General features: G+C 60.2%; 16 protein-coding genes. 7 read left to right on the top strand and 9 right to left on the bottom strand.

All coding sequences use genetic code 11. The features are described 5' to 3' along the window. Positions 1-313: 313 nt before the first annotated feature. Positions 314-5,260, top strand: coding sequence for a glycosyl hydrolase family 95 catalytic domain-containing protein (locus tag DFP86_RS09530; protein WP_133680562.1), 4,947 nt, complete (start codon positions 314-316; stop codon positions 5,258-5,260). A gap of 3 nt (positions 5,261-5,263) precedes the next feature. On the opposite strand, the gene hypE is transcribed toward DFP86_RS09530, so the two are convergent. The 8 genes from hypE to DFP86_RS09490 form a co-directional block, all read right to left on the bottom strand. Continuing rightward, on the bottom strand, positions 5,264-6,301 hold the full coding sequence (gene hypE, locus DFP86_RS09525; protein WP_133680561.1) for a hydrogenase expression/formation protein HypE: 1,038 nt from the start codon (positions 6,299-6,301) through the stop codon (positions 5,264-5,266). Further along, complete coding sequence (hypD, locus tag DFP86_RS09520; protein ID WP_133680559.1) at positions 6,298-7,434, bottom strand: hydrogenase formation protein HypD; 1,137 nt, start codon at positions 7,432-7,434, stop codon at positions 6,298-6,300. The genes hypE and hypD overlap by 4 nt, the downstream gene beginning before the upstream one ends. A gap of 7 nt (positions 7,435-7,441) precedes the next feature. Beyond that, positions 7,442-7,690 (bottom strand): HypC/HybG/HupF family hydrogenase formation chaperone, encoded by a 249-nt coding sequence (locus tag DFP86_RS09515; RefSeq protein ID WP_133680557.1) that lies wholly within the window; start codon positions 7,688-7,690, stop codon positions 7,442-7,444. Between the two features lie 186 nt (positions 7,691-7,876). Beyond that, on the bottom strand, positions 7,877-9,703 hold the full coding sequence (locus tag DFP86_RS09510) for a PAS domain-containing hybrid sensor histidine kinase/response regulator (protein WP_208108288.1): 1,827 nt from the start codon (positions 9,701-9,703) through the stop codon (positions 7,877-7,879). Further along, complete coding sequence (locus DFP86_RS09505) at positions 9,690-12,644, bottom strand: chemotaxis protein CheB (protein ID WP_133680553.1); 2,955 nt, start codon at positions 12,642-12,644, stop codon at positions 9,690-9,692. Before DFP86_RS09505 ends, DFP86_RS09510 begins: the two co-directional genes overlap by 14 nt. Positions 12,645-12,757: 113 nt before the next feature. Next, positions 12,758-15,094 (bottom strand): carbamoyltransferase HypF, encoded by a 2,337-nt coding sequence (gene hypF / locus DFP86_RS09500; RefSeq protein WP_243729358.1) that lies wholly within the window; start codon positions 15,092-15,094, stop codon positions 12,758-12,760. Next, complete coding sequence (hypB, locus tag DFP86_RS09495; RefSeq protein WP_133680549.1) at positions 15,049-15,867, bottom strand: hydrogenase nickel incorporation protein HypB; 819 nt, start codon at positions 15,865-15,867, stop codon at positions 15,049-15,051. The genes hypF and hypB overlap by 46 nt, the downstream gene beginning before the upstream one ends. A 22-nt stretch (positions 15,868-15,889) precedes the next feature. Continuing rightward, on the bottom strand, positions 15,890-16,231 hold the full coding sequence (locus tag DFP86_RS09490) for a hydrogenase maturation nickel metallochaperone HypA/HybF (protein WP_133680547.1): 342 nt from the start codon (positions 16,229-16,231) through the stop codon (positions 15,890-15,892). A 361-nt stretch (positions 16,232-16,592) separates the two neighbouring features. Between DFP86_RS09490 and DFP86_RS09485 the strand changes: the two genes are divergently transcribed. The 4 genes from DFP86_RS09485 (at position 16,593) to fdhD (ending at position 21,212) form a co-directional block, all read left to right on the top strand. Beyond that, positions 16,593-17,129, top strand: a complete 537-nt coding sequence (locus DFP86_RS09485) for a 4Fe-4S dicluster domain-containing protein (protein ID WP_133680545.1) — start codon at positions 16,593-16,595, stop codon at positions 17,127-17,129. A 33-nt stretch (positions 17,130-17,162) separates the two neighbouring features. After that, entirely contained in the window at positions 17,163-19,307 is a 2,145-nt protein-coding gene (gene fdhF, locus DFP86_RS09480) for a formate dehydrogenase subunit alpha (protein ID WP_133680543.1), read from the top strand. An 83-nt stretch (positions 19,308-19,390) separates the two neighbouring features. After that, the gene (gene moaA / locus DFP86_RS09475; RefSeq protein ID WP_133680541.1) at positions 19,391-20,380 is read left to right on the top strand and encodes a GTP 3',8-cyclase MoaA; all 990 of its coding nucleotides are present in this window, start codon (positions 19,391-19,393) and stop codon (positions 20,378-20,380) included. Positions 20,381-20,423: 43 nt separating this feature from the next. Then, on the top strand, positions 20,424-21,212 hold the full coding sequence (gene fdhD, locus DFP86_RS09470; protein ID WP_133680539.1) for a formate dehydrogenase accessory sulfurtransferase FdhD: 789 nt from the start codon (positions 20,424-20,426) through the stop codon (positions 21,210-21,212). A gap of 64 nt (positions 21,213-21,276) precedes the next feature. On the opposite strand, the gene DFP86_RS09465 is transcribed toward fdhD, so the two are convergent. After that, positions 21,277-21,552 carry a metal/formaldehyde-sensitive transcriptional repressor gene (locus DFP86_RS09465; RefSeq protein WP_133680537.1) on the bottom strand — a complete coding sequence of 92 codons (276 nt, stop codon included), beginning with the start codon at positions 21,550-21,552 and terminating at the stop codon, positions 21,277-21,279. A 596-nt stretch (positions 21,553-22,148) separates the two neighbouring features. Here DFP86_RS09465 and DFP86_RS19600 point away from each other — a divergent pair. Together DFP86_RS19600 and DFP86_RS09455 are read left to right on the top strand one after the other, a co-directional pair. Next, positions 22,149-22,532, top strand: coding sequence for a helix-turn-helix domain-containing protein (locus DFP86_RS19600; protein ID WP_243729357.1), 384 nt, complete (start codon positions 22,149-22,151; stop codon positions 22,530-22,532). Between the two features lie 440 nt (positions 22,533-22,972). Then, positions 22,973-23,355 (top strand): methyl-accepting chemotaxis protein (locus DFP86_RS09455; protein WP_133680535.1); only part of this gene is annotated, 383 nt, incomplete at its 3' end.

Here is a 23,355-nt window from a genome sequence, read left to right as displayed (position 1 = left end):
GTATCAGAAAGTTTTTACATATACCGAACAGCTAGCTTGTCTCAGCAAATACATGGCAGCTGCTGGAAGCAGCCCCTCCGCTTCAGCCTCGACGACCGGCCGACACCGTCAAATGGGACAGTTGCATACAAGTCTCGTTTCTGCCTTGAAATCACAATATCCGTCGACTAGCATTCAGCGAACCATGGTTATGCTACAAACATAATTCGTGGTATCGGCCTACACCAGCAGTCCACACACCTACCTTGACCCGCCCTGCAGGACCAAATTTCGGCTAAACATTCGTTCTGCGATATGACATGGGAGTAAAATCATGGGAGCAGGAAAAACCAACTTCAATACCATTGTATTTAACGGCAATAATTTTTCAGGCGATCTTGATAACGGCAGCACTCTGCCGGCAAACATATTATTTGTTCAGAACAATATTACACCCTCACAACACCAACTCGTAGGCGACATCCAACCCCATTTGGTGGCACATCGAAAAACGATGGTGCTATGCAGCCCACAGATCAATATTGGCGAAGCCCTCCCCATTTCGATGTCAGTAGAAAATAAAGACCGGCAAATTATTGCAAATTTTGTCATGAAGCAACCCACGGCGCTGACTGCCGTCGCCGAGCGTATTGCCGGCTCAAAGGTGAGCGAAGGCAACCTTGAAGAGGAGTTCAGCGAGCCGGATCACTACGACAAGGTTATAACGGATCCTGCCGAATTCGATCGCATGAAAGACGATATACCTGGGGTATATTTGGGCCAACAATTCGGAAATAACAGCACCATCAAGATTCATACATATAACGGCGGATGGATATCGAATTTTTATCTACCGGCCGGTGCCAGACTCGATGGAAAGGTATTATTGTTCTTTTCCGAGGCTGGAAGCAAATCAAATATATACTATTCTGGAAAAACCTTTGAGCTTCAACTTGGCATGACGTTGCTATTGAGAAATTACAATGGCGTATGGTACTCAATGGACGAAGCAAGAGATGCCGTTGGCAATTTCGTCAATATGGATGAATCCTATTTTTCCGATCCAGGAAATTACGATCTTACGATAGCAGACCAGGCTACGCTCAATCGCATGAAAGACGATTTTTCCGGGGACTATCTCAACACACAGTTCAACAGTCACAATGCAGTGGAAATACAAACATACGACGGCGCGTGGATTAAGGATTTCTATCTACCGACGAACGCCGGATTGGAAGGAAAGATAGTAAAATTCACAGCAGACGCAGGATATTCATCACTCATACACTGCTCCGGAAAAAGCTATGAACTACAGCGCGGCGTCACAACCTTGCTGAGATATTATCGTGGCGTTTGGTATTCGCAAGATGACCTGGCGTATAGCCAAATCACCTATAGCAACAGGTATTGGTCCGCCATTCTACCGCCCGAAATCGTCCAGCCTGGCATCACGCTCCATTTCGAACATGGCGGCAGACATGGCACGTTAAGCAATATCAATATTGGTGCACCAAACGAGCTAGTTATTCATACCATCGACTTGGGTATGTTAACGCCGCCGCGCAACGAATTCACCTTCCAGAAAGACCCCGAACTTCACCGACAGTATTTCCAGCAAATCCCCGTCAGTCGCTTAATCGTGACGCAGTACGAATCTCAGCATTTCCTTGAAGTCATGCTGCCGGATGGCACATTGCTAACCGACCATGACCCAAGCGTGGGCGATGCCTATAGCGGTACCATGCGTCAGCGAATAGCAAAAGAGCTCGTATCCATCGGCATTAACAATGCCAACTACGGCATTCATTCATCCCGGGGCCAGGGGGAAAGCGACAACCCCTACAGTGTCGCGCAAATAACCGCCCATAATGCAGTCGGCAAATATGCCAATAACACTATTGTTGTCCACGGACAATCGGGCGGTGCCGGCATGGCAACGCTCGGTGAAAGCATAGGAAACGAGTTCAGTCACGAGATCGGGCATAACTATGGGCTCGACCACAATTTCACCCACTTCGAGGAAGCCGTCCATCGCCCTGCCGATCAAATCAATTCGACTTGGGGCTGGGATGGCGATCACGATTTCTTTATTCCCAATTTTGAAAAGCGCATCGGCCATGACGAGACTTGCCTGGATATTTCAGGCACTCAGCAGTGCCAAGCACCTTTTGAAGGGCATACTTTCGGTTTGGATGCCATGGCGGGAGGCAGGCCTTTCTACCAAGCCAGCAACCAATTCACTCTTTACACCCCTAACTCTGTAAAAAAAATCCAAACATTCTTCGAAAGTAAAGCGGTATTTGACGAAAATTCTCCCACCGGATTTAGCAAGTGGAATGCCAACACGCAAAGCATGGCGCCCTGGGAAAACAGCTCGGACAACTTTAGCATCGCCATCGCAAAGCCCGATGAAGTCAGCCTGGAAGGAATGACTAGGCTACTGAGCCAATTCGACAAAGTTAAAATAAATTTCTACGACGGATTTTATAACAGTCAGATTTATATACCTACGGCTTCAGTAGAAAATAAGGGGAAAATCATTCATGTAAAACACGAGGCAAGCAATGCATCCAATATGCATATCAATGGATTGACGGTCCCCCTTAGAAACGGCGATGAAATGTTTTTTCTATCAGCCGATGGCGAATGGAAAAACATCGACAAACTCGCCAGCACTAAACCGTATAAGCAGGGCGTCGTCGTCGTAACACTCATTGGCTACTACGATCCACAGGGCACCTTGACGAGTTACATCTATCCAGCGCTGCATGGCGCTTTTGGCATGGTGTACGAGCCGGATTCCAACGAAGTGGCAACCGCCAGCGCGTGCTATTTACAGGTGGACATGAAAAATGGGGACACACAGTATTACAAGCTGGCAACAAATCGAATTGATTCAAGTTGCATGAACAAGTTCCATGTCAACATTGAAGAAGCGCTCAGCCCGGTCCGTGCCTCGATCGTCCGTCATGGCACGAGGCTCGCCGCCATTGCCATCGACAAACCCAAGGAAACGTTGATTTACACGGTCAACGGCACCCCCCATTCACCGCTTGTCCCCGATAGCCAGGCGCTCAAGCTGCAATATCGTCGGCATGCGGCGGAATCGGTGATTCTGTCCGAAGGTCTGGCGATCGGCAATGGACGAATGGGCGGACTGGTCAGCGGCGATCCGGCGCAGGAAGTTGTCTATTTGAATGAAATCAGCTTATGGAGTGGCGGAAAACAACAAATCGCCTACGAAGGCGATTATGAAGGCAATCCCGAGCTGGTTTCCACCCTGATGGGTAGCTATCTGACGCTGGGCCAACTGCGCATCGAACTGAACGGACACAGCCAGGTGAGCGGCTACCAACGTGAACTCGATATCAGCAATGCCATCGTACGCACGCAATATCAACTGGGCGCCGCGCTCTACCGACGCGAGGTTTTCTGCAGCGCCCACGACGACGCGATGGTGATCCGCCTTAGCTCGGACGAAGGCCGCTATCAGGGCGCGGTATCCCTCGTCGATGGACAAGGGACAGCCACAAGCGGCGCAGGCTCGACCTTATCCTTCTCCGGCAGTGTGAATGGCAGCGGCGAGCTTTATGCCGTCCATTTGCGGGTAATTCCGGAAGCGGGAACCGTGGCCTTGTCCAGCACGGGAGAAAAAAGAATCCTCTTCCAAGACTGTCGAGCACTGACCATTATCTTGTCCGCCCGGACGAACTATAGCGGCAAGGCTGGCGACCAATATTTGTCAACACGCATCGACCCGAATCGGACTGCCGAGGCGGAGATGAATGCGGCTGCGGCGCAAACCTATTCTACGCTTCTCGGCAATCATGTTCGCGATTACCGCGCGCTTTTCGATCGCTTCGAATTGAACCTTGGCGTCTCGAGCGAAGCACAAAGGGCGATGGCGATGCCCGAACGGTTGCAAGCTCGCCGGGCAAACGGCGGCACGGCCGACCCCGAACTCGATGCGCTATTCATTCAGTTTGGGCGCTATCTCACCATCGCTTCGTCGCGCGACCGGTTGCCGGCCAACTTGCAAGGTTTGTGGAATATCACGAACCAACCGGGCTGGTCGTCCGATTACCACTCCGACGTCAACCTGCAGATGAATTATTGGCTGGCCGATCAGACCGCCCTACCGGAATGCCAAAAACCGTTTGCCGACTATTTGATCGAGCAATATCCCGCTTGGTCGTTCTTAACGCAGTCGCATTTCAACGATGACATCAATCCGTTCAAGAATAGCAGCGGCCGAGTCGCCGGATGGACCGCCATGTACTCGTCGGGTATTTATGGCTCGCTCGGTTGGCGCTGGCACCCGGCGAGCGGTGCCTGGTATTGCCGCACGCTATGGAACCATTACCAATACACCCTTGATAGGGCCTACTTGAACCGTATTTATCCCCCACTGAAAGCCGCCTGCGCGTTCTGGCAGGCACGCCTGGTCACGGACCCTCAAACCAACACCTTGCTGGACGATCAGGATTGGTCGCCGGAGCAAGGGGGATATGCGCGAGGCAATACTTATGCGCAAGAGCTGGTTTGGGATTTATTCACAAATTATATTAGCGCGAGCCGAATCCTCAATCGGGACGCCGATTATGCAAGCACCATTGCGAATTTGAAAGCGCAACTTTATCTGCCGCAAGTCAGCGCAACAACCGGAAAACTCCAGGAGTGGAAAGACGACGCCATCACGACCAACGAACCAAAGCACCGCCACTTGTCGCCTCTCATCGGTTGGTACGAGGGAGAGCGCATTTTTGACGATCCGCCACTCGAGGCAGGGGTGAGAGCCTTGCTGACGGAGCGGACTTTTGGCCAGCCCCCCGACATGCAATCGACCTACAACGGCGAAGCATGGTCCATCGCCTGGCGGATAGCTTGCTGGGCGCGCTTTAAAGAAGCGCCGATCAGCTATTCGTTAGTCTCTCGCCTGTTCGATCACATCAGTCTCAATATGTTCGATGGCGATGCGGGTTTTCAGATCGACGGAAACTTCGGGGCACCGTCGGCGATGTTGGACATGCTCATGCACGGTTGGATCGATCTCCTTGTCTTGCTGCCAGCGCTGCCGCCGCAATGGGGCAGCGGGCAGGTCAAGGGGCTGCGCGCCAAAGGTGGCTTTGCGCTCGACATGTCCTGGTCCGCTAACGCACTGACGGCCATCACGCTCTACAGCCTCGGCGGCACCCACACGACGTTGCAGTACGGCTCGATCGAGCGGGGGGTTACGGTGCCGTTGAATGGCTCCGTGACGTTGGATGGGAACCTCAACTAGCGCTCAGCAAATGCGAGGCAATTGCTCGCCGTTGATCCAGTCGACCATGCGCCGGCCGCCGAACACCGTTTCCATCTGGACGAAACGGTGGCGGTCGGCGATCACCTCGCCGATGATGGCCGCATCCACCCCTTCCGGCCGCGCGCGCATGGCGGCCAGCAGGCGGTCGGCCTCGTCGGGCGGGCAGATGGCCACCAGCTTGCCCTCGTTGGCGACGTACAGCGGGTCGAGCCCAAGCAACTCGCAGGCCGCGCCGACCGCCTCGCGCACGGGAACCATGCGTTCGTGGATCAACATGCCGTGGCCCGACTGGCCGGCAAATTCGTTCAACACCGCCGCCAGGCCGCCGCGGGTCGGATCGCGTAGCGCGCGGAGGCCCGGCGCGGCCTCCAGCATGGCCGCCACCAGCCGATGCAAGGCGGCGGTGTCGGACTGGATGGAGGTCTCGAAGGACAGCCCCTCGCGCAACGACATGATCGCCATACCGTGATCGCCGATCGAACCGGAGAGCACGATCTTGTCACCCGGCCGGCAACGGTCGCCCGACACCTCGACGCCGGTCGGCGCCACGCCGACACCGGTGGTGGTGATAAAGACGCCGTCGCCCTTGCCCTCCTCGACCACCTTGGTATCGCCGGTCACGATCGGCACGCCGGCCTCGCGCGCGGCACGCGCCATCGACTCGACGATACGCACCAGGTCGGCCAGAGGAAAACCCTCTTCCAGGATGAAGCTGGCCGCCAGGTAGAGCGGCGTGGCGCCGTTCATCGCCACGTCGTTGATGGTGCCGTGCACCGACAGGCAGCCGATGTCGCCGCCCGGAAAGAACAAGGGCGAAATGACGTGGCTGTCGGTGGCCATCACCAAGCGGCCGCCACTCGGCATCGGCAAGCTGGCGCCGTCGTTTTGCGCTGCGAGCCAGGGGTTGTCGAAGTGGTGCAGAAAAATATCGCGGATCAACTGCGCCATTGCGCGACCACCGCTGCCATGGGTCAGATCGACACGGCCGTGCTTGATGTCCAGCGGGCGGGAGTAGCTCATAGGGTGTCCTGTTGGTCGGCCGCACGGAAGCGGCCGTAAGTGTAATGCGCGGCGCAGGCGCCCTCGGAGGACACCATGCAAGCGCCGATAGGATGATCCGGCGTACAGACGGTGCCGAAAACCTTGCAATCCTGCGGGCGTTTCTGGCCGCGCAAAATGGCGGCGCATTCGCATGCCTTGTGATCCGGCACCTGGCGGTAATCCAGGCCGAAGCGCCGCTCGGCATCGAACTCGACATACTCGTCGCGGATGCGCAAGGCACTGGCGGGGACTTCGCCCAGGCCGCGCCAGTCGAAAGCGTCGCGCAGCGTGAAAATCTGCGCCACCAGCGCCTGAGCCTTGAGGTTGCCCTCGCGGCTCACCGCGCGGGTGAACTGGTTTTCGATGACCGCGCGCCCGTCGTTCACTTGGCGCACCAGCATCAGGATGGCTTGCATCATGTCCAGCGGCTCGAAGCCGGCGATCACCACCGGTTTCCGATAGTGCTCGGCAAAGGCCTGGTAGGCGGCATAGCCGATGACGGTACTGACGTGCGCCGGGCCGACGAAACCGTCGAGCGCCACGGCATCCGGGCCGGTCTGCGCCTGCATGATGTGCGTCATGGCCGCCGGGGTCAGCACGTGATTGCAGAACACACTGAAATTTTTCAGGCCGCGCTCGGACGCCTTGCGGATAACCGATGCGGTGGGCGGCGTGGTGGTTTCGAAGCCGATGGCGAAAAACACCACCTCGCGTCCTGGGTTCGCCTCGGCCAACGCCAAAGCGTCGTCGCAGCTATAGACCATGCGCACATCGGCGCCTTGGGCGCGCGCCTTGTAGAGCGACAGACCGCCGGAAGCCGGCACGCGCAGCGTGTCGGCATAGGTGCACAGCATCGCGCCGTGCCGGGTGGCCAGTTCGATGGCGCTATCGATACGCCCGATCGGCAGCACGCAGACCGGACAACCGGGGCCGTGGATCATGCGTACCTGCGGCGGCAACAGATCCTGCAGGCCGTAGCGCGAAATGGCGTGGGTATGGCCGCCGCAAAACTCCATCAGCCGGTAGCTGCGTTCGGGATGCACTTCGGCGGCAATGGCGCGCGCCAAGCCACGGGCCAACTCGCCGTCGCGAAATTCGTCGATATATTTCATGCCAGGCTCACCGGTAGGCGGCGGGATTGGCGGGATCGGCATCCTTGCCCATCTCGGCCAACAGCGCCAGGGTTTGTGCCGCCTCTTGCGGATCCAATTTGCCGATGGCGTAGCCGACGTGCACGATCAGATAGTCGCCGATCGCGACCGAGTCCACCAAGTCGATCGATACGACCTTATGCACGCCACCCAGTTCGATGCGCGCGCGGTCGCCCTCCAACAGTTCGACCACCCGAGCGGGTATAGCTAGACACATAACACTTCCTCACACTTGACCGGACGCCCATTTCACGCCCTGCAGCCTAGCAAACCATGCCAGGGAAATCATGGCCATGAGCACGATCAACACCATGGCACTCTCCCTGACGGAGAAAGTTAATGTGGCATGCATTCGTCGCAGGCAATGCGCGGTCAAAATCGTACGTTACTACGCGCACGTACGCTAGCTCTCCGGACTCGACGGGGGAACGGCGGCACCGGGCATCCAGCGCGCGAGCGTGGCTGCGAGAACGGCGGGGGTCACGGGCTTCGGGAGATGATCGTTCATGCCCGCTTCCAGACAATGGCGCCGGTCATCGGAGAAGGCGTTGGCAGTCAGCGCGATCATCGGTGTCTTGTGGTGCGTGGGCATTTCGCGGATGAGCCGCGCGGCAGCCAGACCGTTCAATTTAGGCATCTGCATGTCGAGCAGAATCAGGTCATAGCCACGTTTCCTGGCGTATTCGACCGCGTCTTCGCCGTCCGAGGCGACATCCACGTCGCAGCCCAAATTTTTAAGCATCTCGAACAGGATCTCCTGGCTGAGCGGATGGTCTTCGGCAAACAGCACGCAGCGCCCGTGGAAATTCGTCGCCGTCGGGGCAGCCACAAGCAATCCGGTGTGAGGCGCTTCGACCGTGGCATGCGGCACGGTGAGCCGAAAGTGGAAGCAGCTTCCGACGCCGGGCTGGCTTTCAACCGCGATCGTGCCGCCCATCAGGTTGACCAGGTGCTGGCTGATGACCAAGCCGAGACCCGTGCCGCCATATTCGCGCGCCGGAGGGGTGTCGATCTGCGAAAAAGGCTGGAACAGTCGTGACAAAGCCTCGGGGGCGATTCCGATACCTGTGTCGTTGACGGCAATGGCCAGGACGACGTGATCGGGGGTTTCCGTCAGACATTCGACTCCCAAGCGCACCGAGCCTTGGGAAGTGAATTTTACCGCATTGCCGCACAGGTTGATCAGCACCTGCGCCAGGCGCAAGGCATCGCCGTGCAGCCACAGGGCGCGCACAGGCGGAGGCGCCGCCATGGTCAGGGTCAATCCCTTTTCCTGCGCCAGACCGCCGACCATGCGTTCAATCTTGAGCAGCAGCGTGTCGAGACAAAAGTCGCCGGGCTCGAGGACGTGGCCATGGGCTTCGATCCTGGCTAAGTCGAGAACATCGTTGACGATGTCCCGCAGATGTTCCGAACTGGCGACGAGTTGCTCCAGGCGCTGGCGCCTTTCCGGTTCAACGAGATCGCGGCACAGCAGGTGGCAGAGGCCGATGATGGCATTCAACGGCGTGCGTATCTCATGACTCATGTTGGCCAGGAAGGCCGATTTCGCCAGGTTGGCCTGTTCCGCCTTGAGTTTGGCGTCGGCCAGCTCGGCGGTGCGAGCCGTCACCAGTTGCTCCAGCCCGGCCTTGGTCTGCCGCAGCTCCCGTTCGATCGCCTTGGTCGCGCTAATGTCGCTCAAGGCGATACACAAGCAGGCTTCGTCGGCGTCCGGCGAAGAGCGAGCATCTACGCTCAGCTTTTTTTCGCAGGTACAGTCGAGTTGCGCGGCGAAGACCGTGCCGTCGGCGCGTTTGATGGTCAGCGCCAGACGGCTATGGCCACCGGAGAGGATCAGTCGCATGAAGTGCCGCAGCCAGCGATCCTGCTCGTCACCCGGAACATAAGTGCTGAAGCACCGCTGCAGCATGTTTTTGCGGCTGCGGCCAAACAGCGCCGTTCCCGTCAGGTTGATCCGGGTGATCGCGCCGCTGGCGTTGAGCGAGATATAGCCGACCGGCGCGAGTTCATAGAGGTCGACGTAGAGGTCGCGCGATTGTTCGAGGGCGATCTGCGTCTGGCGCAACGTTTCGTTCTGCATTTCCAGTTCGATCTGGTGCACCTGCAATTCGTGCAGCAGTTCGTCGTCCGTGCGCGCCTCGCTCCCGGTCGGCGACTGGCCGCCGCCCAGCACGGCCTCGGCCTGCGCCCTGAGCCACCGTTCGTTTGGAGAGTCACTCATTTTCATCCAACCCGGTAATGTCATTCATGGACAGCAGAATCAGCTCCGTCTCCCCGGCCGGGCCGACGATTCGGCGACCGTTGAGCTCTATCCGGCGATGCCCGATGGTCGGGAAATCGTGGTCGACGATATAGCCCTCGAAACTGCGATCGCGCGGCAGCACGGTTTCCAGCAACTCGGATAGCGCCGGGATGTTCCACTGACGGTTTCCCAGGTCGTAGATCAACCGGCCGACCGTCTGCTGCAGCGTAACCTCGAAATGATCGTAGAACGAACGACTGGCGGTCACCACATGGAACTTGGCATCGAGGACGAGCAACGGCTCGCGGATGGTATCGACGATGCCCTCGGCCAGATCGCGGGCCTTGCGGACCTCGATTTCGTCCGCGATGCGCTGGCTGATGTCGGTGAACGTCAGTACGACACCATCGATGACATTGTCCAGCGTGCGGTAGGGCTTGGTGCGCAGCAGGTAGAACACGCCGGCCTCCGTGCGCAACTCGCGTTCGCTGGGGATCAGCGTGGCGAGGACGGTTCGGGCATCGGCCAGCACCAGTTCGCTATCGATATCGGATTTAATGTCGATCAACGGGCGACCGACGTCGGAGGCGACCAAGCGGTAAATATCCTGTGCCTCGCGGGTGAAACGCCGGATCAGCAGCGCCGAATCGAGGAAGACCGTGCCGACGCTGATATTGTCGAGCAGGTTTTTCATATCGTTCTGCATGCCGGCCAGTTGCTCGATCTTGGCCTGCAATTCGGCATTGACCGTGATCAGTTCTTCATTGACCGACTGCAACTCTTCCTTCGAAGTTTCCAACTCTTCGTTGGTGGATTGCAGCTCCTCGTTGGTCGACTGCATTTCTTCATTGGCTGATTTCAATTCTTCGTTGGAGGCCTGCTGCGCCTCGATCGTAGCCTGCAGGTTTTCCTTGGTGTCGGCCAGATTACGCTCCAGTTCATCGATCCGCTGCAGTTCGGCAGGGCCGGTCGCTTTCCGGCTACGCACGGATTTCTTCGCGGGTGGCGATTCAACGTCCAGAAAACTGACCAGCAGTAGGCCGCCATTTGCCAAATTGGCCAGCGGCCGGACGCTGAGGCTGACGCGCAGGAGGCCGCCATTGGTCATGACCGTGACATCCCGGCCGACCGCCGCGCTGCCGGTGCCGGCCGACTGGATCGCAGAACGCAGTTCAAGCGACAGCCCGTCGCGAGCCATATCGACGACATTGAGTGACGCCGGGCCGGGGGCCGGACGCAGATAGCGGCCGGTATCGCCATGGACATAGAGAATATTGCCCTTGCGGTCGGTAATCACCGATGCCGGCACAAAGAAGTGCAGCAGCGTGCGCTGGGCCAAGATGGCGAAGTCGGTTCTCTTGGGTTTCTTGACGATCGCTTCGGATCCCGCATGGTTATCGCCGCCGAGCCACGCCAGGTCGTGCGACATGGCCAGCCGAGGCGACGGGTGCAGGTCGATGGCGCGGTAGAACTTCCACTTGCGGTTATGGGTCGCGAACAACTGGGGATGGTTGCCGACACTTTCCGAGGGAGATAGAAACAGCACGCCGCCCGGCTTCAGCGCGTAGTGGAAAAACGGAATCACTTGCGACTGCAGCTCCGGTTCCATGTAGATCATCAGGTTGCGACAACTGAGCAGATCGAGCTTGGTGAAAGGAGGATCCTTGATGACGTTCTGCACCGCAAACACCACCATTTCGCGGATATCCTTTTTCATCCGATAGCCGCCATCAGCCTTGCTGAAGAAGCGGCGCAACCGTTCGGGAGACACATCCTGGGCGATGTTGGGCGGATAGAAGCCAGCCCGCGCGATATTGATGACATCCTCGTCGATGTCGGTGGCATAGAGCAACACCTTGAATTCGCTCAGGGTGTCGTCCATGTATTCGCGTAGCAACATGGCAATCGAAAACGCTTCCTCGCCGGTGGCGCAACCCGCCACCCAGGCGCGAAAAACGTAATCTTCGGGCTTGCCGACGCAAAGTAGCGGCAGAATGTCGCTCTTCAACAAAGCAAACGCTTCGTCGTCACGGAAGAACTTGGTGACATTGACCAGCAGCTCCTTGAACAGCGCCTGCTGTTCGGCCGGATGTCCCTTCAGATACTGCGCATACAAATCGATGTCGCCGATGTTGTTCTGCGACATGCGTCGCTCGATCCGACGCCCGATCGTGCTCTTCTTGTACTGCGAAAAATCATGACCGGTAATCTGACGCAATTTCAACAAGATACGGTTGATGCTGCTCAACCGGCTCGGCAGCGACGGCATTTCCGACGGGGACGCGAGCAGCCGCGTGTCGCCCTGCAGAACTTCGGTCATCTGCGCGACCGGCAGAACCCATGTCGCGTAGCCCGCACGAATGGCACTGATTGGCATGCCGTCGAATTTGGCGGTATCCGGCTGCTGCACCAGCGTAATGCCACCGCCACCGAGAATGGCTCGCAGACCTTGCGTGCCGTCGGTGCCGGTGCCGGAGAGAACGATGCCGATGGCACGGTCGCCACAATCGTCGGCCAGCGAGCGCAGGAAGACATCGATCGGCATGCGCTGGCCTCGCGGCAGATCCTGTTCGTGCAGTTGCAGCCTGCCGTTGAAAAGGGTCATGCCGTAATTGGGCGGGATAATGTAGACCTTGTTCGGGGCAATTTTGATTTGATCCGAGGCTTCGATCACCGGGATCGGTGTAATCCGTTGCAGGATGTCGCCCAGGATGCTGGCGTGGTCGGGGTCGAGATGGGGCACCAGGACGAAAGCCATGCCGCTGTCCGCTCGGATGTGCTGGAAAAATTGCTCGAAAGCTTCCAGTCCACCGGCCGAGGCCCCGATGCCGACGACAGAAAAGGAACGGGAGGATATCTCCGGAACGCTGACGGTGGTCACCGGCGGCGGCGTCCCTTCATCGGCGGCTGAATTCTTGGGGGACATACACTCGATACCCGGACGAAAGAACAAGAAGCAGCTTGGATCATACGGCGCCAGTATCGGTTCCCACAGGTGCCGACGCCGGGAGGGGGCTAACGAACCGTCGCGATCATCGCTTATCGCGCCGCATAGACATGGCGCGCCACCCAGGCCTGCCCAAGGGCCAAGCCGCCGTCACCCGGCGGCACGGCACGCGCCGACAGCATCTGCAAGCCGCGCGCCTTCAGCGCCTGGCGCATGCCACGGCTGAGCACGGCATTGAGCCAACAACCACCGCCGCAGACCACGATGCCGAGCCCCTGGCTGCGGGCGGCGTCCAGCACCCAATCCGCCAACGCCTCGATCAGCACGGCATGAAACAACGCCGCGCCGCGCTGGGCATCCGTCTCGTCGGCCAGACGGGCCACGAGCGGCAGCAAGTCCAGCTCGGCCCCCACCCGATAAAGCGCATTGTCGACCGCTATCGGGCCATGCCGCTCGGCCAGCCCCTCCAGCAACATGGCCGCCTGCCCCTCGAATTGCATACGCGGCTGAATACCCAGCAGGCCGGCGGCGGCATCGAACCAGCGCCCCATGCTGGTGGTGTTCGGCACGCCGCGCGCCAGCATCTGCGCCAGTTGCGGCGCCGTGGGCTCGGTGGCGAACCGCTGGGCGATTTCGTCGCCGCGCCCCAAGAGCGCCAGCGCGGCGGCCCCCATGCGCCAGGGTTCGCGAGCGGCGCGGTCGCCGCCGGGCAAGCCGATCGGGCGCAGGTGGCCCAATCGCTGGTATTGCGCCCCATCGACACGGAGCAGCTCCCCGCCCCAGGCCTGACCGTCATCGCCGAGCCCGACGCCGTCGAGCGCCAGCCCGAGCACAGGACGATCCACGCCATGCTCGGCGAGCACGGCGGCGATGTGAGCGTGATGGTGCTGTACGGCGATGGCCGGCACCTGCCATTCCTCCGCCAAGCGTAGCGCCAGCCGGCTACCGTGAAAATCGGGGTGCAGATCGTGCGCCACCGCCTGCGGCGTCAGCTGCAATAGATGCAACCAATGGCCGACGGCGGCCTCCTGCGCCAGGCAAACCGCCACGCGATCGAGGTCGCCGATGTGCTGGGACAGATAGGCCTGGTCGCGCCGGACAATGCACAGCGCGTTCTTGTAGAAGCCGCCCATGGCCAACACCGCCGGCCCCATCCGCGCCAAGGGGATACCCAGGGGAGTATAGCCGCGCGCCCGGCGCAAGAACTGCGCCCGACCCTCCTCCTGGCGCAGCACGCTATCGTCGCAGCGAATGACGATGGCGCGGTCGTGCATCAGAATGGCATCGGCCAGGCCGGCCAATTGCGACAGCGCCGCTTCGTTGTCGATCACCAGCGGTTCGCCATGCGGGTTGGCGCTGGTCATGATCAGCGCCAGAGATTGTGGCTGCTGCAACCAGTCGAGCCCCGCCGGTCTGCCGGCGGCCTCGTGAAACAGCAAATAGTGCAAGGGGGTATAGGGCAGCATGGCGCCAAGCCAGGCGAGCCCGGGCGCGATGTCAGGCAGCGCACGGTCGGCCGCCGGACCCTTGCGCAACAACACGATCGGTCGCGCCGCCTGCGTGAGCAGCGCCGCATCGCCCGGCTGCCATTCGACCCAGGCATCGAGCGATGCCGGGTTGGCCACCATCAGCGCCAGCGGCTTGGCTTCGCGTGCCTTGCGCGCCCTGAGCCGCGCCACCGCCGCCGGATTCTGCGCGTCGCAGGCCAGATGAAAACCGCCGAGTCCCTTGATGGCCACGATCTGCCCTTGCCGCAGCAAAGCCAGCGTTTCGGCGATCGGATCGCCGGGCAAGCTCGTGCCGGCAAGATCGGTCAGCGACAAGCTCGGCCCGCAAGTCGGGCAAGCATTCGGTTCGGCGTGGAAGCGGCGGGCGCGCGGATCGTCGTATTCGGCTTGGCAACGCGGGCACTGGGGGAACGATGCCATGCTGGTCGCCGCGCGGTCGTAGGGCAAGTGGCGCACCAGGGTGTAGCGCGGGCCGCAATCGGTGCAATTGATGAAGGCGTAGCGATAGCGGCGATCGGTCGGTTCGAACAACTCGGCCAGACAGGCCGGACAGATCGCGGTATCCGGGCCGATGGCGGCGCTATCGACCGTACCGCCGCCATGGTTGAGACGGATGGCGAATTCGCTTTCGGGCTGCGGCGCGAGCGGCGTCACCTCGATGGCGTCGATACGCGCGAGCGGCGGTTTGCCGTCGCGCAAGCGCGTCGGCAGCGTGTCGAGCAGCGCTGGATCGCCTTGGGCCTCGATGGTCACCCCCTGGGCATCGTTGCGCACCCAGCCGGTCAGACCAAGCTCGCAGGCCAAGCGGAACACGAAAGGCCGAAAACCGACGCCCTGCACGATGCCCCGCACCACCAGGCGCTGCCGCTCGACGGTCATGGGGCGGCCCGCGCCAGTCCGTCGGCAAGCCAGCCGAGCCATTCGTCCCAGCCTTCGCCCGAGCGGGTCGACAGGCGGATCACCGGCAAGCCGGGCCGCACTTGGCGCGCCATGGCGATGGCGGCCTCGGCATCGAAATCGAGATACGGCAGCAGATCGGTCTTGCTCAGAATCATTAAATCGGCGGCACGGAACATGTCGGGATATTTCAGCGGCTTGTCCTCGCCCTCGGTCACCGACAGGATCGCCACTTTGTGCGCCTCGCCCAGGTCGAAAGCCGCCGGACACACGAGGTTGCCGACGTTTTCGATCATCAGCAGGCTTTTTTCGACCAACGCGCCATCGCGTTGCAACTGATCAAGCGCCTGCGCCACCATGCGCGCGTCGAGATGGCAGCCTTTGCCGGTATTGATTTGTACCGCGGGCGCGCCGCTGGCGCGAATGCGCTCGGCGTCGTTGGCGGTTTGCTGATCGCCCTCGATCACCGCGACCGGGCTCTGTCCATGCCAACGGCGCAAGGTTTCCACCAATAAACTGGTCTTGCCCGAACCGGGGCTGGAAACCAGGTTCAGCGCGAAGATGCCCAGGGCATCCAGTTGCGCCCGGATCTTTGCCGCGCGCCGATCGTTGTCCGCCAGGATGTCTTGCTCGATGCGCAAGGTGCGTTCGGCTTCGACATCGGGCGCATGCACCGCATCCAGCGGCGCGACAGCCCGGTAACCGGCGCGTGGGCCGTTACCGGCGTGGCCGGCGGCGCGCGCTGCCCGGCCATTGATCATGACGTTGCCGTGACCGCAACCGCAGGTGGTACACATACCCGATCCTTCCCTTCTTTGGTCAAGCGACGGCGATATCAATGACGCGCATTTCCTCGCCGGCGCGAATGTCGAGCTGAAAACCGCCGCATCCGGGGCAAGGCGCCCCGACGGCCGGCGGCGTCACCTCAGTCAAGCAATTCGCGCACCAGGCCACGGCCGGTGGACGTTCGACCTCGTACACCGCCCCGGCTGCCGGGCCGTCGCGCGCCACCAACTCACAACAATATAGCAACGCGTCCGGATCGACGTGCGCCAAGGCCCCCAGCGCCAAACGCACACGGGTGACCCGTTCCGCACCGGCTTGGCGGGCGGTGCTTTCGACCAGACGCACCACGCTCTCGGCCAGCATCAGCTCATGCATAACAATCTCCTAACGCATCTATATTATCATCTTCGAATATCTCGATATCGTTCGATTTCGTGTCGACACTTCGACACTTTTGACGAGCCACTCCTGCCATGCAGCAAGCTCGTCACATCCGACACCCGGCAAGCCGCCCAGCGTCATGCCCGCGTGCCACCCACGGCATGCCATCGATATTCTCCATCAAATCAAGGCACTACCCACCCTAGACGCGTTGGCGACTTGCGCTGACGCAAACACTGGACGCGCAAAACCCCGCTATCGGCCGAGCTGGCACAACATATGCAATGAATAGGCATTCGCGTATTTATCTTGGTTAAAGTGCGGTGCCTAAGAGACGCTCTAAGGAGGCGGAAACATGAACCGGTTCATCATTGCCGAACCCCAGAATTGCATCGGTTGCCGAACTTGCGAGGTCGCGTGCGCGCTGGCGCATCCGCTAGGCGACGGCACGGAAATGCTGTCGCCTGAAAATTTCAGACCTCGGCTCAAGGTCATCAAGGGTGCGCGCATCAGCACCCCGGTGCTGTGCCGGCACTGCGACGACGCGCCGTGCGCCAACGCCTGTCCGAGCGGCGCCATCGTGCGCCATGCCGATAGTATTCAGGTGCTGCAGGAACGCTGCGTCGGCTGCAAGACCTGCATGGTCGCCTGCCCCTACGGCGCGATGGAAGTCACGACCGTGCCGGTAGCGAGTGGCGGCGTACTCAAGAGCCGCGCGACCAAGGCCATGGCGCTCAAGTGCGACCTGTGCATCGACCGCCCGGCCGGCCCGGCCTGCATCTCGTCCTGCCCGACCAAGTGCCTGCATCTGGTCGACCAGCAGCGCATGGCCTCGGTGATGAAGCAACGCCGCGAGCAGGCCGCGCTCGACCTGCCCCAACTGCCGCTTTGAACGCATTCAATTTCCCGCTGAAGGAAGTGCAACATGAAGAAGGTAATTACCGTTTGTCCGTATTGCGGCTCGGGCTGCAAACTGAACCTGCTGGTCGAGAACGGCAAGGTAGTCGGCGCCGAAGCCGCCAACGGCGTGACCAATGAAGGCGAACTGTGCCTGAAGGGCTACTACGGCTGGGATTTTCTCAACGATACCAAGCTGCTGACGCCGCGCCTGAAGCAACCGATGATCCGTCGCAGCCGCGGCGGCCAGTTCGAAGCCGTGTCGTGGGACGAAGCCATCGCATTCGCCAGCTCGCGCCTGAAGACGATCAAAGCGCAACACGGCCCGGACTCGATCATGATGACCGGCTCGTCGCGCGGCACCGGCAACGAATCCAACTACGTCGCGCAAAAATTCGCCCGCGCGGCGATCGGCACCAACAACATCGACTGCTGCGCGCGCGTCTGCCACGGCCCGTCGGTGGCCGGGCTGCAAGTCACGCTCGGCAACGGCGCGATGAGCAACTCGATCTGCGAAATCGAAGACACCGACTGCATCCTGGTATTCGGCTACAACGCCGCCGATTCGCATCCGATCGTCGCCCGCCGCATTTTGAAGGCGAAGGAAAAAGGCGCCAAGATCATCGTCTGCGACCCGCGCTTCATTGAAACCGCGCGTATCGCCGACCTGTATCTGCCGCTGAAGAACGGCTCCAACATGGCGCTGGTCAACGCCTTCGCCAATGTGCTGATCAACGAGAAACTGTATCGGCAGGCGTTCGTCGAGCAATTCGCCGAAGGCTTCGAGGAATACCAAGCCCTGGTGGCCAAATACACGCCAGAGTACACCGCCGAAATCACCGGACTGGATCCCGAACTGGTGAGGAAGGCGATACGGATGTACGCCCAATCGGCGACCGCCACCATTTTGTGGGGCATGGGCGTCACGCAGTGGGGCCAAGCGGTGGATGTGGTCAAGGGCTTGTCGAGCCTGGCCACACTCACCGGCAACCTAGGCCGGCCCAATGTCGGCGTCGGCCCGGTACGCGGCCAGAACAATGTGCAGGGCGCTTGCGACATGGGCGCGCTACCCAACACCCTGCCCGGCTATTACAGCGTGACCGACGCCGCCGCGCGCGAGCGCTTCGCCCGCGCCTGGGGCGTGCCGAGCCTGCCGGCCGAAACGGGCCATAGCCTGACCGAAGTGCCGCACCTGATCGAAGAAGGCAAGATCAAGGCTTACTACATCTTCGGCGAAGACCCGCTGCAAACCGAGCCGGATCTGGGCGTGATGCGCAAGGCGTTCGCCAAGCTCGATCTGATCATCGTCCAGGACATTTTCATGACCAAGACGGCGATGATGGCCGACGTCATTTTGCCGGCCACGTCGTGGGGCGAGCACGAGAACGTGTTCTCCAGCGCCGACCGCGGCTTCCAGCGTTGCTACAAAGCCGTGGACGCCCCGGGCGACGTCAAGGACGACTGGCAGATCCACAGCCTGATGGCGACCGCCATGGGCTATCCGATGCACTACGACAACGCCCAGCAGATTTGGGACGAATTGCGCGGCCTGTGCCATCTGTACACCGGCGCCACTTATGAAAAGATGGCCGATCTGGGCTATGTGCAGTGGCCATGCCCGACCGAGGATCACCCCGGCACGCCCTGGCTGTACGAAGGCAACCGCTTCGACACGCCAAGCGGCAAGGCGCTCTTGTTCGCCGCCGAGTGGCGCGCGCCGCGGGAACAGGTCGATGCCGATTACCCGCTGGGCTTGTGCACGGTACGTGAAGTCGGCCACTACTCCTGTCGTTCGATGACCGGCAACTGCAGCGCGCTGCAAACGCTGGCCGACGAGCCGGGCTATGTGCAGATCCACCCGGACGACGCCGCACGCTTTGGCGTGCAGGATCAGGCACTGGTTTGGGTGGCATCGCGCCGCGGCAAGGTGATCACGCGCGCCAACATCAATCCGCGCGTCAACGCCGGGGCGGTGTACATGACCTACCAATGGTGGATCGGCGCCTGCAACGAACTGACCGCCGAGCACCTGGATCCGATCTCGAAGACGCCGGAGTACAAGTTCAGCGCCGTCAAGATCGAAGCCATCGCCGATCAGTCGTGGGCGGAAAACCATGTGCGCGAGAGCTACAGCAAAATGAAGGCCGACATGCGCCGGGCCGCGCTCAACTAAGCAGGAAGCGCCGTAGGGTGGTGGGTTCGCCGAAGGCGACCCGCCCTACGAACCTCGGCCCCGAGTACCGTATCGAGTAGATCATGAACCACGTCGCCCCCTTGCAGGATCGATTCGGCCGCCGTATCGACTATCTGCGCCTATCCTTGACCGACCGCTGCGATCTTCGATGCAGCTATTGCCGGCCGCGCGAATTCGATGGCTATGCCGAACCGGACACCTGGCTCACCTTCGATGAGATCGAGCGGGTGGTCGCCGCCTTCTCCCGCATGGGCGCGGGCCGTATCCGCCTGACAGGCGGCGAGCCGCTGCTGCGTAACAACCTGGTCGGTCTGGTCGGCCGGCTATCCAGCCTGCCCGGCATTCGCGACCTATCGCTCTCGACCAATGCCACGCAGCTGGCCAAGCATGCCCAATCGTTGAAGGCAGCCGGTCTGGCGCGCATCAACGTCAGCCTGGATTCGCTCGATCGCGCCTGCGTGCGCGCGGTGTCGGGCCGCGACAGCCTGGATGCGGCAATGGCAGGCATCATGGCGGGCAAAGCGGCGGGCCTGACGCCGATCAAGATCAATATGGTGGCCATGCGCGGCATCAATGAGCACGAAATCGAGCGCATGGCGGCATTTTGCTTCGAACACGACTTCATTCTGCGCTTGATCGAGGCCATGCCGATTGGCGAGGCCGGCCGAAACACCGCCTATCTACCGCTTGACGAGGTACGCCAACGGCTGGTGAAACGCTTTGGCCTGGTACCGTCGTCAGTCGAATTGGGCGGCGGGCCGGCGCGTTATTGGGAAAGCGCCGACGGCCGCGGCCGTGTCGGGTTCATCACGCCGATTTCGCAGCACTTCTGCGCCACCTGCAACCGGGTCCGCCTGTCGGTCGACGGCACGCTGTACCTCTGCCTGGGGCAGGAAGAGCGTTACGAACTACGCCCGCTATTGCGTGCCGGCGTCGACGACGCCGGGCTGGATGCCGCCATCCGCGCAGCCATCGAACTCAAACCGCACAGCCACGACTTTATCGCCGCACCGGAAAAGATCATCCGTTTCATGTCGCAGACCGGCGGTTAGCCGTACACTGCTTACCCAAGCTTTCTCCGAAGGATTGCCGTTCATGTCCGATTCCCTGCCAGCCGGCAGCCTCGCGCTACCGGTTCGTCGCCACCGCCAGGGCGAAATGCACGACGTCACCGATGCCGTGGCCGAGGAGTGCCCGGTCGCGCTGGTTTTCAACGGCATTTCGCATGCCGTGATGATGGCCACGCCGGCCGATCTGGAATATTTCGCCCTGGGTTTCGCGCTGTCGGAGGGCATCGTCGAACAATGCGGCGCCGTGCGCGACATCGAAGTGATCCGGCATGACGACAGCGTCGAGGTTCAGATGGAGATCGCCCAAGGCGACTTCGTGGCACTCAAGGCGCAGCGGCGCGCGCTGGCCGGCCGAACCGGCTGCGGCGTCTGCGGCATCGAGAGTATCGAGCTGTTGGATTTGTCGCCGACGCCGATCGCGCACGCAGCGCCGGCTGTCGACGAAGCCATCGTCGCCCGCATCTTGGCGGATCTGCCGGCACAGCAACCGTTGATGCGGGCCACCGGCTGTGCGCACGGCGCGGCTTGGTGCACGCCGAGCGGGGAGATTATTCGGGTATTCGAGGATGTCGGCCGGCACAACGCGCTCGACAAATTGCTGGGCTGGATGGCGCGCGAAGCGGTGTCGACGGATAACGGCCTGGTGTTCCTGACCAGCCGCGCCAGCTACGAGCTGGTGCGCAAGGCCGCACGTCGCGATGTCGCGCTGATCGCCACGATTTCGGCGCCGACGAGCTTGGCCATTCGCCTGGCACGCGAGGCGGGCATCACGCTGTTGAGCTTCTGCCGGCCCAACGGCTTCGTGGCTTACTAGGGGAAGTGTGGGGAGGGAAACGGGTTGGTGCGTTGCTTCGCGAACGCACCCCGCACCGAAGGTCTCACTTCAGATAGGAATGCAGCACACGGGACAACTGTTCCATTCCCTGCTCGCGCGATTCGTGGCTCACGTCGGGCGCCGCCAAATGCTCGCGCATATAGCTGTCCAATACTTCCGCCATCAAACCGTTGATGGCCCCGCGAATCGCCGCCAATTGCTGCAGAACCAAATTGCAATCGGTTTGTTCCAGCAGCGCGGCCTCCAACGCTTGCGTCTGGCCGGTAATACGCCGCACGCGGGTCAACAAGGCCTTGCTATGTTTGAGGATATGTGTCATTTCGCACTCGACGCCCACTCGGATCGGCCGGCTGACACACTCGCGACGACCAGCCGATGGATCGATTCAAGATAAAGGAATATCACCGAGATATATGGTAATTATTCCGAGAATTTTAGCATAAATTTCCGTCACCCGTTCAAAGCCCATCAATAACTCAATTGACATAAGCAGGCACTGCCATCACGCCATATGGCACAATGCCCGCACAGTTGGATATGAAAATTTAATTATTCAAGCAGCAACGTAAGACTTATCTTAAATTGCTTGTCGTTGCATTCCCTTTCTTCATGCCCTAGGTACAATTCCTCATGTAAGTAGCGTGAACCACAGCAGAAAAATCTGTGCCTTTATGCCGAAATATCTTAGATCACCATGACATGCTCCTTGCTGATGACACTGAACTTTTGCGCAGTTGCTGCCTCAATGTGACAGCGTGGCGCTAACACGCTAGCCCCTAGCCCGGTGCCATCTGCCACGGCATAGGCACATCGATTCCCGGTCTTCAAAAAAATGGAGGTTTCGCAGCCGGGGTCTGCTCGACCAAAATTAAACAATTAGTTATCTATATTTAAATACTTAGAGAGGAATATATTATGCTTAGCAAAGAGGTAGACTTCGATCCGCGCGAGATGCGTCGTCGACTCGATCTGAATCAGCAAGAGTTCTGGTCAGCCGTGGGCGTGACCCAATCCGGGGGCTCGCGCTACGAACAAGATCGCCGCATCCCGAAGCCGGTGATGGAACTGCTGCGGGTACGCTATCAACTTGGCATCAGGCTGGAGGACATCACCGAAGAGAATGCGATCATGGTGCGCGCCATTGCCGAAGGACAACTAGATACCGGCATACTCAAACAACAGCTCGCCCAGATTGACCGTGTACTCAGAGCTAGCCAGCAGTTGGCGCACAGCGCCTCGGAACTGTCCGGCGCGGCCGAGGCCGTATTGGGCGAACGCGAAAAGCAGCCGATACGATAACCGGCACGCCACCATTTCTGTCGAGCTGTCAGGACCCAGTGCCTGGCAGCCCCTTCTCCGCTCTGCGCGAACGAACGCGCCCGGCCACACAACGCCATTTCAAACCGCGGATGGCCATTTCCACCTGCGCCGGTTGATCCAAACCAAACAATTCATTGTTTGCTAATGTAATTCCGCCACGCCTAGGTAATATATTTACGGACGTCAAGCTCAGCAGCGAATTGATCGGGCGGATCCGCGCCACGTTTTTTGACGACGCAACCGCATGACCGGATCACCCTACCTTATTCATATTGGAAACCGCGGTTGACAATATGGCATATGAGTATGCAATCTTGCGCGTACTTGATCGGCCGCCGTCTTGAGAGGCGGCCTATTTTACTTTTTCAGGCACAGAAGGCTTTTTTCAGGCCGCGCAAGAACGGCCAGGAGTGAAGTACATGTTCGTCTCAGCTCGTAAACTGACCCAGTTCCTCAAACCGTTGTCGGAAGCCACCCGAGACGGGGTCGATTTGACCGTTAACCTGGATGATCGCGGCAGCCTTGGCTGGGTGGCGCAATTGATCAAAGGGTTGCTATCCCGTTTTCACAGCGCCTTGATCAAAATCGCCGGCACGGCGATCCGCCTGTCGCAGCAAGCACCGCAGTTGGCCAAGTTGTCGCAGATGCTGGAAGAGCGCGCACGCGCCCAGCAAAGCAACGCCGAGCAGATCTCGGCCGCCAGCCGTACGCTTGCCGAAACCGTCAGCTCGATCTCCGCCAGCGCCAGCGAAGCGTCGTCCTTCTCGCGCCAAGTGGCGGAAGCCGCCGAAAGCGCCAATAG

Origin of the sequence: Paludibacterium purpuratum, assembly GCF_004363805.1 — a bacterium.
In the GTDB taxonomy this organism is placed as follows: Bacteria; Pseudomonadota; Gammaproteobacteria; order Burkholderiales; family Chromobacteriaceae; genus Paludibacterium; species Paludibacterium purpuratum.
Note: the sequence above shows the minus strand (reverse complement) of the source record. Positions and strands in the feature narration are given on the sequence as shown.

What these genes read in the sequence shown, in the direction of transcription:
- DFP86_RS09530 (WP_133680562.1), top strand. Translation starts at nt 314, where the DNA reads ATGGGAGCAGGAAAAACCAACTTCAATACCATTGTATTTAACGGCAAT.
- hypE (WP_133680561.1), bottom strand. Translation starts at nt 6,301, where the DNA reads ATGAGCTACTCCCGCCCGCTGGACATCAAGCACGGCCGTGTCGATCTG.
- hypD (WP_133680559.1), bottom strand. Translation starts at nt 7,434, where the DNA reads ATGAAATATATCGACGAATTTCGCGACGGCGAGTTGGCCCGTGGCTTG.
- DFP86_RS09515 (WP_133680557.1), bottom strand. Translation starts at nt 7,690, where the DNA reads ATGTGTCTAGCTATACCCGCTCGGGTGGTCGAACTGTTGGAGGGCGAC.
- DFP86_RS09510 (WP_208108288.1), bottom strand. Translation starts at nt 9,703, where the DNA reads ATGAAAATGAGTGACTCTCCAAACGAACGGTGGCTCAGGGCGCAGGCC.
- DFP86_RS09505 (WP_133680553.1), bottom strand. Translation starts at nt 12,644, where the DNA reads ATGTCCCCCAAGAATTCAGCCGCCGATGAAGGGACGCCGCCGCCGGTG.
- hypF (WP_243729358.1), bottom strand. Translation starts at nt 15,094, where the DNA reads ATGGCTCGGCTGGCTTGCCGACGGACTGGCGCGGGCCGCCCCATGACC.
- hypB (WP_133680549.1), bottom strand. Translation starts at nt 15,867, where the DNA reads ATGTGTACCACCTGCGGTTGCGGTCACGGCAACGTCATGATCAATGGC.
- DFP86_RS09490 (WP_133680547.1), bottom strand. Translation starts at nt 16,231, where the DNA reads ATGCATGAGCTGATGCTGGCCGAGAGCGTGGTGCGTCTGGTCGAAAGC.
- DFP86_RS09485 (WP_133680545.1), top strand. Translation starts at nt 16,593, where the DNA reads ATGAACCGGTTCATCATTGCCGAACCCCAGAATTGCATCGGTTGCCGA.
- fdhF (WP_133680543.1), top strand. Translation starts at nt 17,163, where the DNA reads ATGAAGAAGGTAATTACCGTTTGTCCGTATTGCGGCTCGGGCTGCAAA.
- moaA (WP_133680541.1), top strand. Translation starts at nt 19,391, where the DNA reads ATGAACCACGTCGCCCCCTTGCAGGATCGATTCGGCCGCCGTATCGAC.
- fdhD (WP_133680539.1), top strand. Translation starts at nt 20,424, where the DNA reads ATGTCCGATTCCCTGCCAGCCGGCAGCCTCGCGCTACCGGTTCGTCGC.
- DFP86_RS09465 (WP_133680537.1), bottom strand. Translation starts at nt 21,552, where the DNA reads ATGACACATATCCTCAAACATAGCAAGGCCTTGTTGACCCGCGTGCGG.
- DFP86_RS19600 (WP_243729357.1), top strand. Translation starts at nt 22,149, where the DNA reads ATGCTTAGCAAAGAGGTAGACTTCGATCCGCGCGAGATGCGTCGTCGA.